We start from the raw sequence: 15,902 nt of genomic DNA on the forward strand, positions 1-15,902 counted from the left end.
CGCCTTATCTCAGTTCCTTAAAGGTTTCCGCGCTCTTGCGCAGTTCATCCAGCCAGACGTCGTCGCTGACCACCTGGGGGCGCAGGAGGATCACCAGCTCGCTCTTCTTCAGGGCCTTGCGCTGTTGCTTGAACAGCGGGCCGACGAACGGCAGGCTGCTGGCCCACGGCACTTCGGCATCGTTGTTCTCGTTGTTGTTCTGCAGCAGGCCACCGATCACCACCACCTGGCCGCTGCGGGCACGCACGATGGAGTCGGACTGGCGCGAGGTGGACAGCGCCAGCGGTAGGTTGAACACGTTGTCTTCGCCGAGCACGATGGTCTTGTTCTGATCGACCACGCGGCTGACGGTCGGCCGCACGTGCAGGGTAACCACGTCGTTCTGGTCGATCTGCGGGGTGACGTCCAGCGAGATGCCGGAGAAGAACGGGGTCAGGGTCAGATCCTGGGTCGGTTCGGTGACGCCGGCGGCGGTGGTAGTGGTGCTGCTCGACGACACCTCGGTGACGAAGAATTCGTCGGTGCCGACCTTGATCACCGCCTTCTGGTTGTTCAGCGTGGAAATCCGCGGGCTGGACAGCACCCGTACTTCGCCCTGGGTCTGCAACAGCTGGATAATCCCGCTGAAGTCGCCGAAGTCGAACGCACCGCTGAACACCCCGCCGATATCGGTGGGCCCGGTCAGGGTATCGCCATCCAGGGCGCCGCCGATGTGACTGCCGATCTGCGACCAGCTGACACCGGCCTGGAAGCCGTCGTTGAGCTCCACTTCGAGGATCTTGGTCTCCAGGATCACCTGGCGCTGCAGGTTGCGCTGGGCCTGTTCGAGGAAGCGCGCGACGTTCTCCTGGTCGGCACTGTTGGCGCGCACCACCAGGAGGCTGGCCTGCGGGTTGACCACCACGCTGTTGCCCTGTTCGCCGCCGACTATGGTCTTGACCACCCCCTCCACTTCCTTCCAGAAGTCGACGTTGCTGGTGGTGACCACCTTGCTCGCATTGAGCGTGGTCACCGTGCTGTCGCTGCTGCTGGTGCCGTTGCTGTCATTGCTGTCGTTGTTGCTGGTGCTTTCCACCTGCCCGGAGCTGACCCGCGTGTCGGACTCGCCGAGGCGCTGCAGGTTGAGGTAGTTGAGGTCGTAGCTGCGGGTGATCACCTTGTTCGGCAGGATCTGGTAGCCGTAGCTGGTACGCCGGTAGTCATAGCCGTAGCTGTCGCGCACCGCCGCCAGGACTTCCTCGAGGGTGACCCGGCGCAGGCTGAAGGTGATGTTGCCGGTGACTTCCGGATGCACCACCAGGTTCTGCCCGGCCCCGTCCATCAGACTGAGGAAGAAGTCGCGGGCCGGCATGTCCTTGGCCGCCACGTCGAAGCGCGGGCCGCTGCTGAAGCTGGTAGCGCCGGTCAGCGGCGGCAGCAGCGCGGCCTGCACGGCCGGCGGCGGCGTCACCTTGGCCTGGGCCTGCTGGATGCTCTCGTCGAGCAGCTTGCCGCTCTGCTCGTAGAGCTGCTTGTCGCCATCGATGAAGGTCTGGCAGGCACTCAGCAGGCAAGCCAGGCTCAGCAGGGCGAAGCTGGGTAGGCGTTTGGTCATGGGCATCATCGACTCGGCTTCACTACAGGTTCGGCCAGGCGCAGCAGCTGTTGCTGGCCCTGGCGCTCAATCAATACGGCATGCGGATAGATGGCCAGCACGCGGGCGTCGCCGTGGCGGTCGTTGACCCGCAGGGTTTCGCCATCGATCACCACCCGGCTGCCACTGGGGCCATGCAGGATCGCCTGCAGGCCCAGCGCCGCTGGCGCCTCGGCGCTGGCCGCCGGCAGCAGCCCCACCGGGGGCTGGGTCGGGTCGATTTCCACTGCGGCAGCCGCGCTGCCGCTCAGCAGCATTATCAGGAACCAGGCTCTAGACACCGACCCACCCCGCCTGGCTGCTCACGGTATAGAGTTTCAGGCTGATCTGCGCCTGCCCCGGGCCGCCTTCGCCGACCTGGTAATCGAGGTTCTCCCAGTTCAGCTTCCAGCCACCACCCTCGCTGGCCGCGCGCAGGGTCTGCGCTTGCTGCACCGAGTCGAGGTAGCGGATCAGGTCGAAGAAGCCGCCCTCGAGCTTGAGCACCAGGCCGTGGCGGTACAGCTTGACCGGCATGGCCACGGCCTGCTGTGCCTCGCCCGTAGCGGCGCCCTCGGCCGCCAGCTTGAGCGGCTCGCTGAAGCTCTCCAGGCCCACCAGGCGCAGGCCGTCCTGCTCGCGCAGCAGCGCCTGCAGGACTTCCTTCATCTTCTCCGGGGTGATCATCGTCGCGGTTTCCCGGGCGATCGCCTGCGTCAGCTCCTCGCGACTGGCCGAGGCCAGCTGCAGCGCCGTGCGGTAGGGACTGTTGGGGTCGTTGGCGGCGCGGTTCTGCAACTCGAGCAGGCCGGACTGCGCCTCCAGCTGGCGGCCCTCGGCCAGCTTGAAGGCCGCGTCCTGGCGGGCCAGGCGCTGGCTCAGCGGGTCGCCAAGCAGCAGCAGATAGAGTGCGCCGAGCAGGGCCAGGCCCACCCCGTAGGTCAGCCATTGCTCGCGCGGAGCCATGCCCTGCCAGCGTTGCAGCCACTTATTCACCGGCTTTCTCCTTGTCGTCGAGGCGGGAGGAGAGATCGAAGTGGAGCAACTGGTCGTCCTGGCGCTGCACCTCGAAACGGGCGAACTCGCGGCCCTTGAACTGCGGGCTCTGGCCCAGGCGTTCGAGGTAGCGCGGCAGATCCTCCTGGCCCTGGCTGCGCCCCTGCAGGCGCATCTGGCTGCCACCTTCGCTCAGGCCGATGGCGGTCAGCCACAAGCCGCTCTGCGGGTGCTGGGCGGACAAGGCGCGCAGCGGCGCGACGAAGCCGGCCGCCTGCTGACCGTCCAGCACATTCAGGTAGGTGAGCAGGCGCTGCAGTTCGCGGTTCTCCGCCTCGCGGGCGGCCGCTTCCTTGGGCAGGCTGGGATCCAGCACGGGGTCGACAAAGCTGGCCTTGGCGGCGGCCAGGCGGGTTTCCTGCTCCTGGGCATCCTGTTCTTTCTGCGCCAGCCGCTGCTCGCCGCTGTGCAGCTGCCAGGCCTGCCAGGCGGCGTGCAGCAGGCACACCAGCACCAGCACCAGCAGCCCGGCGATCATCTCGGTCTGGCGTGGAGCGCCGCGGCTCTTGCGTTCGACCTGGTAGAGGTTGAGGTTCTGCATCAGCGAACCTCCTGGCGCAGGGCGGCGCCGACCGCTGCCATGCAGTAGGCCTGGGTCTGCTCATCGAGCTCGGCGGTGGCCTGGCCGGGGAACAGCTCGCGCAGGTCGAGGGCCTGCAGCTTCACCGCCAGCCCGCTGGACAGCGCCTGCAGGGTCGCCGCGCCGTTGCGCTTGGCCGGTAGCAACAGCAGGCGGTTGATATAGCCCTTGCCCAGCTGGCTCTCGAAATAATCGAGCGAGCGCTGGATCTCCAGGGTTACGGTGGCGAAGTCGTTGTCGGCCTTGTCCAGGCCCTGTTCAATACGCCGCGCCATGTACAGGTCGGCGCCGTTCTGCACGCAGATCAGCCCCTCGCTGGAGCGCAGGCGCAGCAGGGCGATGTTCATGCCCTCGGCACCGGCCAGCAGGCCGAGGTTGCGGAAGGCCATCTCGGTCACGTCGATGCTCTGCACGCGCAGCCCGGCCTGCTCCAGCATGGCGCTCCAGGCCTGCATGCGCGCCTTGCCCAGCACCGCGCAGTAGGCCATGCGCGAGCGCCCGCGGTAGGCGTCGTCGGGCAGGCTGAAGGCATCGACCACCACCTGTTCGAGCGGCTCGGCGATCAGATCCTTGACCCGCCAGCGCAGCGCATCGCGCAGCTCTTCGGCCGGCACATCAGGACTGTCGAGAAGGATCATCTGGTAGGTCGCGGGGTGCAGCAGCAGGTTGACCCGCATGCCGCCAAGATCCAGCTCGCCGACCAGGCGCTTGAGCAGCGCCGGCTGCTCGGCCGGGGTGGCCTGATGAAACTGGCAGTCGAGCAGGCGTGGCGCCTCGCCGGGCAGACGCTGCACGCGTGCCAGGGCAATACCTTCCGGGCCCGTTTCGATGCCCAGCAAGCCGTCCGCTTTAGTTCTTCTTTTTGCGAACCACACCAACTGCACTCCCCCCTGGTGCTCAGGCATTCTCGGCAGCCCGGTCGGATGGCGCGCTAGAATGGCACCTTTCCGCCTTGCTCAGAGCCTGATCAATGTTCCATGTCGTTCTGTTCCAGCCCGAGATTCCCCCGAATACCGGCAACATCATCCGTTTGTGCGCCAACACCGGTTGTCAGTTGCACCTGATCGAACCGCTGGGCTTCGAGCTGGACGACAAGCGCTTGCGCCGTGCCGGACTGGACTACCACGAATACGCGACATTGAAACGCCACCATTCATTGGCCGACTGTATCACAGAGACCGCCAGTGACAGGATATTGGCATTTACTACAAAAGCCAGCCACAGCTACGCGCAGACCGAGTTCCGCCGCGGCGATCTGCTGCTGTTCGGCCCGGAAAGCCGCGGCCTGCCCGCCGAGATCCTGGCGCAGATTCCCGACCCGCAGCGCCTGCGCATGCCGATGCGCCCGGAGTGCCGCAGCCTCAACCTGTCCAACGCGGTGGCGGTGGTGGTGTACGAGGCCTGGCGGCAGAACGGCTTCGCCATGGACTGAGCGGCGCCACCTGCGCCGATAAAAAAAGCGCCCCGCGGGGCGCTTTTCTGTGTCGCTGCCGGACTCAGGCTTCGGCCGGTGCGGCGGCGCCTTGCAGGCGTTGCAGCTCCTGGGCGTACAGCGCGTCGAAGTTCACCGGTGCCAGCATCAGGGCCGGGAACGAACCGCGGATCACCAGACTGTCCAGCGCCTCACGGGCGTACGGGAACAGCAGGTTCGGGCAGAACGCGCCAAGGGTGTGGCTCATGGAGGCGGCGTCCAGGCCTTTGATCAGGAAGATGCCGGCCTGCTGCACTTCGGCGATGAAGGCGATCTCTTCACCGTTCTTCACGGTCACCGAGAGAGTCAGCACCACTTCGTGGAAGTCGCCTTCCAGACCTTTCTGGCGGGTGTTGAGATCCAGGGCGACGCTCGGCGTCCACTCCTGGCGGAAGATTTCCGGGCTCTTCGGCGCTTCGAAGGACAGATCCTTGACGTAGATACGCTGCAGGGAGAACTGTGGGCCTTCGGCGCCGTTGTTTGCTTGTTCGGTCATGGCGGTTCTTCTTATTGCGGGTTTCTGAAAGGGTTCAGGGCTCGGAAAGAGCTCAGGCGCTCAGCAGGGCGTCGAGCTTGCCGGCGCGCTCCAGGGCGTAGAGTTCGTCGCAGCCGCCGACATGGGTGCTGCCGATCCAGATCTGTGGCACCGAGGTGCGCCCGGCCTTGCGGGTCATCTCGGCACGCACGCCCGGCTGGCCGTCCACGCTGATCTCGGTGAAGGCCACGCCCTTGCCACTGAGCAGCTGCTTGGCGCGGATGCAGTAGGGGCACCAGGCACTGGAATAAACGAGCACCTCAGGCATGTCACTTGACCACGGGCAGGTTGTCGCCACGCCAGCTGGCGATACCGCCACCGAGCTTGGCGGCGGTGAAGCCGGCTTTCTGCAGGATACCGGCGACGGTGCCGGCATGCTGGCCCATGGCATCGACCACGATGATGGTCTTGGCCTTGTGCTTCTCCAGCTCGCCAATGCGCGCGCCCAGCTTGTCGTAGGGGATATTCAGGGCATCGACGATATGGCCGGTGGCGAAGTCCTTGTGATTGCGCACGTCGAGGACGATGCCTTCGTCGCGGTTGACCAGGGCGGTCAGCTCGCGGGTGGACAGGCTCTTGCCGCCCTTGTTCAGTTCGGTGACCAGCAGCAGCACCAGCAGAACGGCGAAAGCGCCGGTCAGCAGATAGTGGTTGGTGGCAAATTCAATCAGGTGGGCCAGCATCGCGGGGTTCCAGGGCGGTAAAATGCCGGCCAGTATACACAGCGCGCCCCGTCGGCCAAGCCCCGCCCGGCGGTGACGGCGTCGGCCGTTGGCCGTAAGATATGCGGCCTTTTTCGACCCATTCCATGCACAGCGAGCCAGCTTCCATGAGCGCCACGCCCAAACCCCTGGTCCTGATCATCCTCGACGGCTTCGGCCACAGCGACAATCCCGAGTACAACGCCATCTATGCGGCCAACACCCCGGTCTACGATCACCTGCGCGCCACCCAGCCGCACGGCCTGATCTCCGGCAGCGGTATGGACGTGGGCCTGCCGGACGGCCAGATGGGCAACTCCGAGGTCGGTCACATGAACCTCGGCGCCGGGCGCGTGGTGTACCAGGACTTCACCCGGGTGACCAAGGCGATCCGCGACGGCGAGTTCTTCAGCAACGCCGAGATCACCCAGGCGGTGGACAAGGCGGTCGGCGCCGGCAAGGCCGTGCATATCCTCGGCCTGCTGTCGGATGGCGGCGTGCACAGCCACCAGGATCACCTGGTCGCCATGGCCGAGCTGGCCGCCCAGCGCGGCGCCGAGAAGATCTATCTGCACGCCTTCCTCGACGGCCGCGACACCCCGCCGAAGAGCGCCCAGCCATCCATCGAGCTGCTCGACGCCACCTTCGCCAAGCTCGGCAAGGGCCGCATCGCCAGCCTCACCGGGCGCTACTTCGCGATGGATCGCGACAACCGCTGGGATCGCGTCGAGCAGGCCTACAACCTGATCGTCGACGGCGTCGGCCAGTTCAATGCCGCCAGCGCCGTGGAAGGCCTGGCCGCCGCCTACGAGCGTGGCGAGAGCGACGAATTCGTCAAGGCCACCACCATCGGCGCGCCGGTGAAAGTGGAAGACGGCGACGCCGTGGTGTTCATGAACTTCCGCGCCGACCGTGCCCGCGAGCTGACCCGCGCCTTCGTCGAGCCCGAGTTCAAGGAATTCGCCCGCGCCCGCGCCCCGCAGCTGGCCGGCTTCATCATGCTCACCCAGTACGCGGCGAGCATCCCGGCGCCCAGCGCGTACAAGCCGGAGCCGCTGACCAACGTGCTCGGCGAGTACCTGGCCAACAACGGCAAGACCCAGCTGCGCATCGCCGAGACCGAGAAGTACGCCCACGTCACCTTCTTCTTCTCCGGCGGCCGCGAAGAGCCGTTCGCCGGTGAAGAACGCATCCTGATCCCCTCGCCGAACGTCGCCACCTACGACCTGCAGCCGCAGATGAGCGCCCCGGAAGTCACCGACCGGATCGTCGACGCCATCGAGAACCTGCGTTACGACGTGATCATCGTCAACTACGCCAACGGCGACATGGTCGGCCACACCGGCGTGTTCGAAGCTGCCGTGGCGGCCGTGGAATGCCTGGACACCTGCGTCGGCCGTATCGTCGCGGCGCTGGACAAGGTCGGCGGCGAAGCGCTGATCACCGCCGACCACGGCAACGTCGAGCAGATGGAAGACGAGTGCACCGGCCAGGCGCACACCGCCCACACCTGCGAGCCGGTGCCCTTCATCTATGTCGGCAAGCGCAACGTCAGCCTGCGCCAGGGCGGCGTGCTGGCCGACGTGGCACCGACCCTGCTGACTCTGATGGGCATGCCGATTCCGCAGGAAATGAGCGGCACCAGCATCATCACCCTGCAATAAACACGCTCCGCGTCGCGAAACGCCTGCCGGCTCCCGTCGGCGGGCGTTTTTTTTGCGCGGCGCCACGGGCATACTAGGCCGACTCTCACCCCAGGTGCCGCATCGCCCATGTTCCGCGCCCTCGCCCCACTCCTCCTGACCCTCCTGCTCGCTCCCGCCTACGCCGATGACAAGGCCGACGCCCAGAAGCAGCTGGATGCCGCGCGCGCCGATGTCGCCGAGCTGAAGAAGCTGCTCGAGCAGTTGCAGAAGGAAAAATCCGGGGTACAGAAGGATCTCAAGCGCACCGAGACCGAGATGGGCACCCTGGAGAAGCAGGTCAAGGGCCTGCAGCAGGAGATGAACAAGAGCGAGCAGGAGCTGCAGCGGCTCGACCAGGAGAAAAAAAAACTCCAGCAATCGCGCCTTGAACAGCAGCGCCTGATCGGCATCCAGGCCCGCGCGGCCTACCAGGGCGGCCAGCAGGAACCGCTGCGCCTGCTGCTCAACCAGCAGCAGCCGGAGAAGTTCTCGCGCACCCTCACCTACTACGACTACCTGGGCAAGGCGCGCCTGGAGCAGTTGGCCACCTTCAACGAAACGATCCGCCAGCTGGGCAATGTGGAAAGTGACATCGCCACCCAGCAGAACCAGTTGCAGGAGCAGAAGAGCGCCCTCGACGGCCGCCGCGAACAGCTCGCCGCCGCGCGCAAGGAGCGCCAGCAAGCCCTGGCCAAGCTCAACCAGGAATTCGCCGCCCGCGACCAGAAGCTCAAGGCCCGCCAGCAGGAACAGACCGAGCTGACCCAGGTGCTCAAGACCATCGAGGAAACCCTCGCCCGCCAGGCCCGCGAAGCCGCCGAGGCACGCCGCCTGGCCGAGCTGGAGCAGCAGCAGAGCCGCGATCCCAAGCGTAAGCCACTACCGCTCGGCCCCGCCGTGTCCAGTGCCGGCGCCACCTATGGCGGGCCCTTCGCCAGCGCCAAGGGCAAGCTGCCCTGGCCGGTGGACGGCCGCCTGGTGGCGCGCTACGGCTCGCCGCGCGGTGGCGATGAACGCGCCAAGTGGGACGGCGTGCTGATCGGCGCCGCCGCCGGCAGCCAGGTGCATGCCGTGCACGGTGGCCGCGTGGTGTTCGCCGACTGGTTGCGCGGCGCCGGCCTTCTGGTCATCCTCGACCATGGCAACGGCTTCCTCAGCCTGTATGGTCACAACCAGAGCCTGCTGAAAGATGCCGGCGACATCGTCAAGGCCGGCGAAGCCATCGCCACCGTCGGTACCAGCGGTGGCCAGGACACGCCGGCGCTGTATTTCGCCATCCGCCAACAGGGCCGCGCGAGCGATCCCGCCAAGTGGTGCCGCGCGCAGGGATAAGCGCGATCTTCTCAATCCCGGGAGCCTGTACATGCCGCATTTCCGCCGCCTCACCCCTCTCGCCCTGGCCCTCGGCCTGCTCACCGGCAGCAGCGCCCTGCTGGCCGCCGAGCCGGCCGGCGCGCCCGCCGCTGCCGTGGAAAACGGCAAGGCGCCGCTGCCGCTGGACGAGCTGCGCACCTTCGCCGAGGTGATGGATCGCATCAAGGCCGCCTACGTCGAGCCGGTGGATGACAAGACCCTGCTGGAGAACGCCATCAAGGGCATGCTCAGCAACCTCGACCCGCACTCCGCCTACCTGGAGCCGGAAGCCTTCGCCGAGCTGCAGGAAAGCACCAGCGGCGAATTCGGCGGCCTGGGCATCGAAGTCGGCATGGAAGACGGCTTCCTCAAGGTGGTCTCGCCGATCGACGACACCCCCGCCTCGCGCGCCGGCATCCAGCCCGGCGACCTGATCATCAAGCTCGACGGCCAGCCGACCAAGGGCCTGTCGCTGATGGAAGCGGTGGACAAGATGCGCGGCAAGACCGGCAGCAAGATCCTCATGACCCTGATCCGCGAAGGCGGCAAGCCGTTCGATGTGGAACTGACCCGCGCGGTGATCAAGGTCAAGAGCGTCAAGGCCCAGCTGCTCGACGACGGCTACGGCCTGGTGCGCATCACCCAGTTCCAGGTCAACACCGGCGAGGAAGTCGGCAAGGCCCTGGCCAAGCTGCGCAAGGACAACGGCGACAAGAAGCTGCGCGGCCTGGTGCTCGACCTGCGCAACAACCCCGGCGGCGTGCTGCAGGCCGCCGTGGAAGTGGCCGACCACTTCCTCAAGAAGGGCCTGATCGTCTACACCAAGGGCCGCATCGCCAACTCCGAGCTGCGCTTCAATGCCGACCCGGCCGACGCCAGCGAAGGCGTACCGCTGGTGGTGCTGATCAACGGCGGCAGCGCCTCGGCCTCGGAAATCGTTGCCGGCGCCCTGCAGGATCACAAGCGCGGCGTGCTGATGGGCACCGACAGCTTCGGCAAGGGCTCGGTGCAGACCGTGCTGCCGCTGAACAATGACCGCGCCCTGAAGCTCACCACCGCGCTCTACTTCACCCCCAGCGGCCGCTCGATCCAGGCCCAGGGCATAGTGCCGGACATCGAAGTGACCCGCGCCAAGCTGACCCGCGAGCAGGACAGCGACGTGCTGCTCAAGGAAGCCGACCTGGCCGGCCACCTGGGCAACGGCAACGGCGGCGCCGACCGCCCGAGCAAGAGCGAGAAGGCCAAGGCCGCCGCGCCACGCCCGCAGGACGACGACTACCAGCTGAGCCAGGCCCTCAACCTGCTCAAGGGCCTCAGCGTGACCCGCGGCGACTAAATCGCCAGGCCATAAAAAAACCCAGGCTGGCCCGGGTTTTTTTATGGCTTCGCGCTTACTGCACGTAGCTGTTCATGACCTTGTCGAGGAAGCCCTCGGCGCGCATCTTGTCCAGGCTCTCCTGCAGGCGGGTGACCACCTCGTCCGGGGTGTCCGGGTTGAGGGCCAGGTACAGGTGGGCAGTGTTGAAGCGCAGCACGGTCTTCAGGTTGCTGACGCCTTCCTGCTTGGCCAGGTAGCGCCCGGCGGGGTCACCGGTGGCCCACAGGTCGATCTCGCCGGCCAGCAGCTTCTGCACGTTTTCCTGGTCGCGGAACGAGCTCTGCGGGGTCAGGCCCTTCTGGATCAGCGACTCCTCGATGGCATCGTCCTTGTAGGCGCCGACGCGGTACTGCTTGGCATCGTCCAGGCTGCCCAGGACGATCGGGCTGTCGGCCTTGGCCAGCATCACCCAGTCGTCCGGCCCGATCGGCCCGACCCACTTGAACAGCTTCTCCCGCTCTTCCAGGCGGGCGGTGACGAACACCCCGGTGTTCGGCGTTTCCAGGGCCATCTTGTAGATCCGCGCCCAGGGGAAGCGCAGGGTCAGGTTGTACTTGATGCCGGCGCGCTTGAACATTTCGCGCACCACCTCGACGGCGATACCGTTGAGGTTCTCCTCGCGTGCGTAGTTCTTGCCATTGGTCGCCATGTTGTACGGCGGGAAGTTCTCGGTCATCAGCACCACCGAGTAATCGGCGGGCAATTCGGCACGGGCCGCGCCGCCCCACAGCAGCCCCAGGCCCAACAGCAGCAACATCAGACGCTTCGACAACATATCCATTTCCTTCGCAGACACGGAGAGAGCGGGAGCCAGCGGCTCGACCGGCAGCCAGCCACAGCATGCAGTGCCGGCGGCGGGCGGCCAAGGGTAGCACGAAGCACGGCCTGCCTCTCGCAGGATAGGCGGCCGGCGACGGATGATGCCAGGCCACGCGGCGACGCCGCGGAACTGCGTCACGCAGGACGCCACGGCCATTGCCGGCCACACTACAGACAGGCGGCCAGACAGGTTAAAGAGCCGGCCCGGCACGCCGAAACAGAAGCATGCATGCCAAGCCAGGCCGATAGTGGCATCATGCCCCGACCGGCAGAGAGACCGTTTTCCCCTTATGCGCCTACGCCTTGATCCCAAACGCGACATCGATGCCGCTCTGCTGCGCTACCGCAGCCTGTTCTGGGTGATCACCCTGTTCAGCGGGGTGATCAACCTGCTCACCGTGGTACCGGCCATCTACATGATGCAGGTGTTCGACCGGGTCATGGCCAGCCGCAACGAGATGACCCTGCTACTACTCACCCTGCTCGCTCTCGGCCTGTTCCTGCTCAGCTCGCTGGTGGAGTGGGTGCGCGGCCAGGTGATGATCAAGATGAGCGTCGGCATCGACCTCGACCTTGGCGAGCGCCTGTTCGGCGTGGCCTTCCAGAAGAGCCTCAAGGAGCACAACGCCAACCCGGCGCAGGTGCTCGGTGATCTCAACGTGCTGCGCCAGTTCCTCACCGGCTCCTCGCTGATCGCCCTGCTCGACCTGCCATGGATGCCGATCTTCCTCATCGTCACCGGCCTGCTGCATCCCTGGCTGGGGCTGTTCACCCTGCTTGGCGCGCTGATCCTGTTCGGCCTGGCGATGTGGAACGAGCACTCCACCCGCAAGGGCCTGGCCGAGGCCAACCAGATTTCCGTGATGTCGGCCAAATACGTCAACAGCACCCTGCAGAACGCCGAAGTGATCCAGGCCATGGGCATGCTCGGCAACCTGCAGCGGCGCTGGGCCGGCATGCAGCAGCGGCTGATCGGCGCGCAGACCGGCGCCAGCGACCAGGCCGCGCGCATCTCCACCATCACCCGCCTGGTGCGTACCGCCTGGCAGTCGCTGGCCATGGGCCTGGCCATGCTGCTGATTCTCGACGGCAAGATTTCCGGCGGGGTGATGATGGCGGCCGGCTTCCTGATCAGCAAAGCCATGCTCCCGGCCGAACAGGCGATCGGCTCGTGGAAGCAGCTCGACAGCGCCAAGGCCAGTTACCAGCGCCTGTGCCAGCTGCTCGACGAATTCCCGCGCAAGATCGAGCGTATGAGCCTGCCGGCACCGACCGGCGCCATCCGCATCGAGCGCCTGGTGATCACCCCGCCCGGCAGCAAGCGCCCGGCGGTCAACGGCATCGACCTGGCCCTGGCCAAGGGCGAAGTGCTGGCGGTGATCGGCCCCAGCGCCTCCGGCAAGTCGTCCCTGGCCCGCGCCATGGTCGGTGTGTGGCCGGCCAGCCACGGCTCGGTACGCCTGGACGGTGCCGAGATCGGCCAGTGGGACAGCGAGCTGCTCGGCCAGCATATCGGCTACCTGCCGCAGGACATCGAGCTGTTCGACGGCACGGTGGCGGAAAATATCGCCCGCTTCGGCGAGACCAATTCGGATCAGGTGATCGAGGCCGCCACCCTGGCCGGCATCCACGCCATGATCCTGCGCTTCCCGCAAGGCTACGACACCCCGCTGGGCCCCGGCGGCCTCGGCCTGTCCGGCGGGCAGAAGCAGCGCATCGCCCTGGCCCGCGCGCTGTACGGCAAGCCGGCGCTGATCGTGCTCGACGAGCCCAACTCCAACCTCGACGATGCCGGCGAGAGTGCCCTGGTCGCCGCCATCGGCGCCCTGCGCAGCCACGGTTCCAGCGTGGTGCTGGTGACTCACCGGCCGAACGTGCTGGCGGTGGTCGACAAGCTGCTGGTACTGCAGGACGGCACGCAGAAGCTGTTCGGCCCGCGCGACCAGGTGCTGCAGGCCCTGCTCCCGGCCAATCCACCGGCCAGCGCCACACCCACCGCCCAGACGAGTTGAGTTAATGTCCGTCACCCCGCTCAAGGCCCCGCTACCGGCCGATATCCGCGATGCCACCAAGACCGCCAAGTTCGGCCTGTGGATCATCGCCATCGGCCTCGGCGGCTTTCTCCTGTGGGCCAGCCTGGCGCCGCTGGCCCAGGGCGTGGCCGGGCAAGGCACCGTGGTGGTGGCCGGCGAGCGCAAGACCGTGCAGGCCCTGGCAGGCGGCGCGGTGAACGATATCCTGGTGCGCGAAGGCGACCATGTGCAGGCCGGGCAGCTGCTGATCCAGCTCAACTCGGTGCAGGCCCAGGCGCAGCTGGAAGTGGCCCTCGGCCAATGGTTCAGCGCCCACAGCAGCGAGGCACGCCTGAGCGCCGAGCGCCACGGCCTGGACAGCATCCTCTGGCCGGACGACCTGCTGGCCCGCCAGGACGACCCGCGGGCCAAGCGCAACATGGAGCTGCAGGGCACCCTGTTCGAGACCCGTCGCGCCGAGCTGGCCAGCCGTCAGCAGATCATGCAGAACCAGACTGCCTCGCTGCAGGAGCAGCTGCACGCCTACGAGCAGATCAAGAACCACCTGGACACCCAGCTGGAATTCCAGCGCAAGGAGCTCAGCGGCCTGCGCGAGCTGGCTGCCGAAGGCTATGTGCCGCGCAACCGCCTGTTCGAGGCCGAGCGCAACTCCGCCCAGCTCAGCGCCCAGCTGACCTCGGGAATCGCCGACATCGGCAAGACCCGCCAGAGCATCGCCGAGAGCAAGCTGCAGGCCCTGCAGCTGCAGCAGACCTTCCGCATCGAAGCCGAATCGCAGCTGGCCACCACCGCCGCCGAGGCTTCCAGCCTGTCCGAGCGGATCAAGGCGCTGGAGTTCGAGGTGAGCAACGCGGCGATCCGCGCACCGGTGGCCGGCCAGGTGATCGGCCTGGCGGTGCACACCGAAGGCGGCGTGATTCCCGCTGCCCAGCGCCTGATGGACATAGTCCCGGAAGGCTCGGCGTGGATCATCAAGGCCAAGTTCGAGCCATTGGTGGCCGACCGCCTGAAGACCGGCCTGCCGGTCAACCTGCGCTTCTCCTCGCTGAACAGCTCGACCCTGCCGGTGGTGGAGGGCAAGGTGCTCACCGTGTCCGGCGACCAGTTGCTGGACGAGCAGACCCACCTGCCCTACTTCGCCGTCGAGGTGGAAGTCGGCGCCGATGCCGTGGCCAAGCTGCTGGCCCACGGTCTGGAAGTGAAACCGGGGATGCAGGCCGAAGTCATGGTGCAGACCGGCGAGCGCACCTTCCTCAACTACCTGCTCAGCCCGCTGGAAAAACGCATCCGCGGCGCCCTCAAGGAAGAATGAGCATGCGCCTGGCCCTCGCCCTGTGCACCCTGCTGAGCCTGCCGGCCCTGGCCGAGGAGGCAGCGCCGCTGTCGCTGCTGGATGCCTACGACAACGCCCTGTACCACGACCCGAGCTTCCAGGCCGCCACCTACGACTTCCAGGCCAGCCAGCAGGAAAAGGACATCGGCCTGGCCAACCTGCTGCCGCAGATCGCCGCCAGCGGCAGCTACGGCAGCACCCGCCAGCTCAGCGGCCGCGACCTCGACGGCAGCAACGAGAACGACCGCTTCACCAGCAGCGGCCTCAGCCTGAACGCCCGCCAGGTGCTCTATGACCGCGCCAAGGCCGCCTACTACGCCCAGGCCAAGGCCCGCAGCCGGCTCGGTGAGGCGGTCTACGACGACGCCTTCCAGGAGCTGTTCCCGCGGGTGGTGGAGGCCTACTTCGAGGTGGCCCGCCAGGAGAACGAACTGAGCCTGAGCGTGCAGCAGAAGATCGCCATCGAAGGCCTGGTCAAGCAGACCCGCCGGCTGTTCGAGGTCGGCGACGGCACCATTACCGACACCGAGGAGGCCCAGGCCCGCCTGGATCTGGTCAAGGCCCAGGAGATCGAGGCCGAGGCGCGCCTGCAGGCGGCCCGCCACGCCCTGGCCGGGCGCACCGGCGTGCCTGTCGAGGCGATCCTGACCATGCACGAGGAGCTGCCGGCCAGCCCGCCGCTGCGCAGCGAGGAAGACCTGGCGTTCTGGCAGCAGCAGGCGCGCGATGCGGCGCCGCGCCTGGATGCGCGGCGCGACTCGGTGAACGTGGCCGAGGCCGAACTCAAGGCGCAGAAGGCCGGACACTACCCGCAACTGGCTCTGGTCGGCACGCTCAACCACAGCGACCGCGACGACCTGGCCGACGACTACCGCCGCCAGTCCACCTCCTACCTCGGCCTGTCGCTGGATGTGCCGCTGTATGCCGGCGGCGGGGTCAGTGCCTCGGTGAACAAATCGCAGTTCGCCCTGTCCAGCGCCCAGGCCCAGCTCGACGACGAGACCCGCCAGCTGTCCGAAGACATCGAGCGCTATTACCTCGGCGTGGTCAGCGGCTTCGCCAAGAGCAAGGCGCTGCAGACCGCCGTGCACTCCAACCAGCGCGCCCTGGAATCCGCCGAGAAGGGCTACCAGGCCGGCGTGCGCTCCACCGTGGACATCCTCAACGCCCAGCAGACCCTGTTCATGGCCCGTCGCGACCTGCTCAACAGCAAGCTGCTGATGCTGCAGAGCCTGGTGACCCTGCATGCGCGCAGCGGGCTGATGCACCGCGGCGTGCTGCAGCAGGTGGAAGCGCTGTTCTAGGTGTCGCTTTACTCCCTCTCCCTCCGGGAGAGGGCCGGGGTG

The 15,902-nt window shown here is 66.9% G+C and carries 16 protein-coding genes; 7 read left to right on the top strand and 9 right to left on the bottom strand.

Features of this window, described 5'->3' with window-relative positions:
• Positions 1-4 precede the first annotated feature (4 nt).
• The 5 genes from A9179_RS20180 to A9179_RS20200 are packed head-to-tail and all read right to left on the bottom strand — an operon-like array spanning position 5 to position 4,087.
• On the bottom strand, positions 5-1,594 hold the full coding sequence (locus tag A9179_RS20180) for a pilus (MSHA type) biogenesis protein MshL (RefSeq protein WP_262410625.1): 1,590 nt from the start codon (positions 1,592-1,594) through the stop codon (positions 5-7).
• A gap of 5 nt (positions 1,595-1,599) precedes the next feature.
• Complete coding sequence (locus A9179_RS20185; RefSeq protein ID WP_187807981.1) at positions 1,600-1,890, bottom strand: Type II secretory pathway component; 291 nt, start codon at positions 1,888-1,890, stop codon at positions 1,600-1,602.
• A gap of 16 nt (positions 1,891-1,906) precedes the next feature.
• Positions 1,907-2,608, bottom strand: coding sequence for a type II secretion system protein GspM (gene gspM / locus A9179_RS20190; protein WP_187807982.1), 702 nt, complete (start codon positions 2,606-2,608; stop codon positions 1,907-1,909).
• Positions 2,601-3,209 (bottom strand): PilN domain-containing protein, encoded by a 609-nt coding sequence (locus tag A9179_RS20195; RefSeq protein ID WP_187807983.1) that lies wholly within the window; start codon positions 3,207-3,209, stop codon positions 2,601-2,603. Before A9179_RS20195 ends, gspM begins: the two co-directional genes overlap by 8 nt.
• Entirely contained in the window at positions 3,209-4,087 is an 879-nt protein-coding gene (locus A9179_RS20200; RefSeq protein WP_262410626.1) for a type IV pilus biogenesis protein PilM, read from the bottom strand. Before A9179_RS20200 ends, A9179_RS20195 begins: the two co-directional genes overlap by 1 nt.
• Before the next feature lie 131 nt (positions 4,088-4,218).
• Between A9179_RS20200 and trmL the strand changes: the two genes are divergently transcribed.
• A complete protein-coding gene (gene trmL, locus A9179_RS20205; RefSeq protein ID WP_187807985.1) occupies positions 4,219-4,680 on the top strand; it encodes a tRNA (uridine(34)/cytosine(34)/5-carboxymethylaminomethyluridine(34)-2'-O)-methyltransferase TrmL in 462 nt (153 codons plus the stop codon).
• A gap of 64 nt (positions 4,681-4,744) precedes the next feature.
• Here the strand turns inward: trmL and secB are convergent, their stop codons facing one another.
• The 3 genes from secB to A9179_RS20220 are packed head-to-tail and all read right to left on the bottom strand — an operon-like array spanning position 4,745 to position 5,937.
• Positions 4,745-5,215, bottom strand: coding sequence for a protein-export chaperone SecB (gene secB, locus A9179_RS20210; protein WP_187807986.1), 471 nt, complete (start codon positions 5,213-5,215; stop codon positions 4,745-4,747).
• A 52-nt stretch (positions 5,216-5,267) separates the two neighbouring features.
• Positions 5,268-5,522, bottom strand: a complete 255-nt coding sequence (gene grxC / locus A9179_RS20215; RefSeq protein ID WP_187807987.1) for a glutaredoxin 3 — start codon at positions 5,520-5,522, stop codon at positions 5,268-5,270.
• 1 nt (position 5,523) lies between these two features.
• Positions 5,524-5,937: a rhodanese-like domain-containing protein gene (locus A9179_RS20220; protein ID WP_187807988.1), complete on the bottom strand. Its 414-nt coding sequence runs from the start codon at positions 5,935-5,937 to the stop codon at positions 5,524-5,526.
• A 146-nt stretch (positions 5,938-6,083) separates the two neighbouring features.
• Here A9179_RS20220 and gpmI point away from each other — a divergent pair, with 146 nt between their 5' ends.
• From gpmI to A9179_RS20235, 3 genes are all read left to right on the top strand, one after another.
• Entirely contained in the window at positions 6,084-7,619 is a 1,536-nt protein-coding gene (gene gpmI / locus A9179_RS20225; RefSeq protein WP_187807989.1) for a 2,3-bisphosphoglycerate-independent phosphoglycerate mutase, read from the top strand.
• 108 nt (positions 7,620-7,727) lie between these two features.
• Positions 7,728-8,972 (top strand): murein hydrolase activator EnvC family protein, encoded by a 1,245-nt coding sequence (locus A9179_RS20230; RefSeq protein WP_187807990.1) that lies wholly within the window; start codon positions 7,728-7,730, stop codon positions 8,970-8,972.
• Between the two features lie 31 nt (positions 8,973-9,003).
• On the top strand, positions 9,004-10,329 hold the full coding sequence (locus A9179_RS20235; RefSeq protein WP_187807991.1) for a S41 family peptidase: 1,326 nt from the start codon (positions 9,004-9,006) through the stop codon (positions 10,327-10,329).
• Positions 10,330-10,384: 55 nt separating this feature from the next.
• Here the strand turns inward: A9179_RS20235 and A9179_RS20240 are convergent, their stop codons facing one another.
• Complete coding sequence (locus A9179_RS20240; protein ID WP_187808642.1) at positions 10,385-11,143, bottom strand: substrate-binding periplasmic protein; 759 nt, start codon at positions 11,141-11,143, stop codon at positions 10,385-10,387.
• Positions 11,144-11,480: 337 nt separating this feature from the next.
• Here A9179_RS20240 and A9179_RS20245 point away from each other — a divergent pair, with 337 nt between their 5' ends.
• The 3 genes from A9179_RS20245 to A9179_RS20255 are packed head-to-tail and all read left to right on the top strand — an operon-like array spanning position 11,481 to position 15,860.
• Entirely contained in the window at positions 11,481-13,202 is a 1,722-nt protein-coding gene (locus A9179_RS20245; RefSeq protein ID WP_187807992.1) for a type I secretion system permease/ATPase, read from the top strand.
• Between the two features lie 4 nt (positions 13,203-13,206).
• Complete coding sequence (locus A9179_RS20250) at positions 13,207-14,535, top strand: HlyD family type I secretion periplasmic adaptor subunit (RefSeq protein WP_187807993.1); 1,329 nt, start codon at positions 13,207-13,209, stop codon at positions 14,533-14,535.
• A gap of 2 nt (positions 14,536-14,537) precedes the next feature.
• Positions 14,538-15,860, top strand: coding sequence for a TolC family outer membrane protein (locus A9179_RS20255; protein ID WP_262410627.1), 1,323 nt, complete (start codon positions 14,538-14,540; stop codon positions 15,858-15,860).
• The last annotated feature ends 42 nt before the right edge of the window (positions 15,861-15,902 follow it).

The sequence above is a fragment of the Pseudomonas alcaligenes genome (genome assembly GCF_014490745.1).
GTDB lineage: Bacteria > Pseudomonadota > Gammaproteobacteria > Pseudomonadales > Pseudomonadaceae > Aquipseudomonas > Aquipseudomonas alcaligenes_C.

Coding starts and splice junctions, on each gene's coding strand:
- A9179_RS20180 (WP_262410625.1), bottom strand. CDS start 1,594: ATGACCAAACGCCTACCCAGCTTCGCCCTGCTGAGCCTGGCTTGCCTG.
- A9179_RS20185 (WP_187807981.1), bottom strand. CDS start 1,890: ATGCTGCTGAGCGGCAGCGCGGCTGCCGCAGTGGAAATCGACCCGACC.
- A9179_RS20195 (WP_187807983.1), bottom strand. CDS start 3,209: ATGCAGAACCTCAACCTCTACCAGGTCGAACGCAAGAGCCGCGGCGCT.
- trmL (WP_187807985.1), top strand. CDS start 4,219: ATGTTCCATGTCGTTCTGTTCCAGCCCGAGATTCCCCCGAATACCGGC.
- secB (WP_187807986.1), bottom strand. CDS start 5,215: ATGACCGAACAAGCAAACAACGGCGCCGAAGGCCCACAGTTCTCCCTG.
- grxC (WP_187807987.1), bottom strand. CDS start 5,522: ATGCCTGAGGTGCTCGTTTATTCCAGTGCCTGGTGCCCCTACTGCATC.
- A9179_RS20220 (WP_187807988.1), bottom strand. CDS start 5,937: ATGCTGGCCCACCTGATTGAATTTGCCACCAACCACTATCTGCTGACC.
- gpmI (WP_187807989.1), top strand. CDS start 6,084: ATGAGCGCCACGCCCAAACCCCTGGTCCTGATCATCCTCGACGGCTTC.
- A9179_RS20230 (WP_187807990.1), top strand. CDS start 7,728: ATGTTCCGCGCCCTCGCCCCACTCCTCCTGACCCTCCTGCTCGCTCCC.
- A9179_RS20235 (WP_187807991.1), top strand. CDS start 9,004: ATGCCGCATTTCCGCCGCCTCACCCCTCTCGCCCTGGCCCTCGGCCTG.
- A9179_RS20245 (WP_187807992.1), top strand. CDS start 11,481: ATGCGCCTACGCCTTGATCCCAAACGCGACATCGATGCCGCTCTGCTG.
- A9179_RS20250 (WP_187807993.1), top strand. CDS start 13,207: ATGTCCGTCACCCCGCTCAAGGCCCCGCTACCGGCCGATATCCGCGAT.
- A9179_RS20255 (WP_262410627.1), top strand. CDS start 14,538: ATGCGCCTGGCCCTCGCCCTGTGCACCCTGCTGAGCCTGCCGGCCCTG.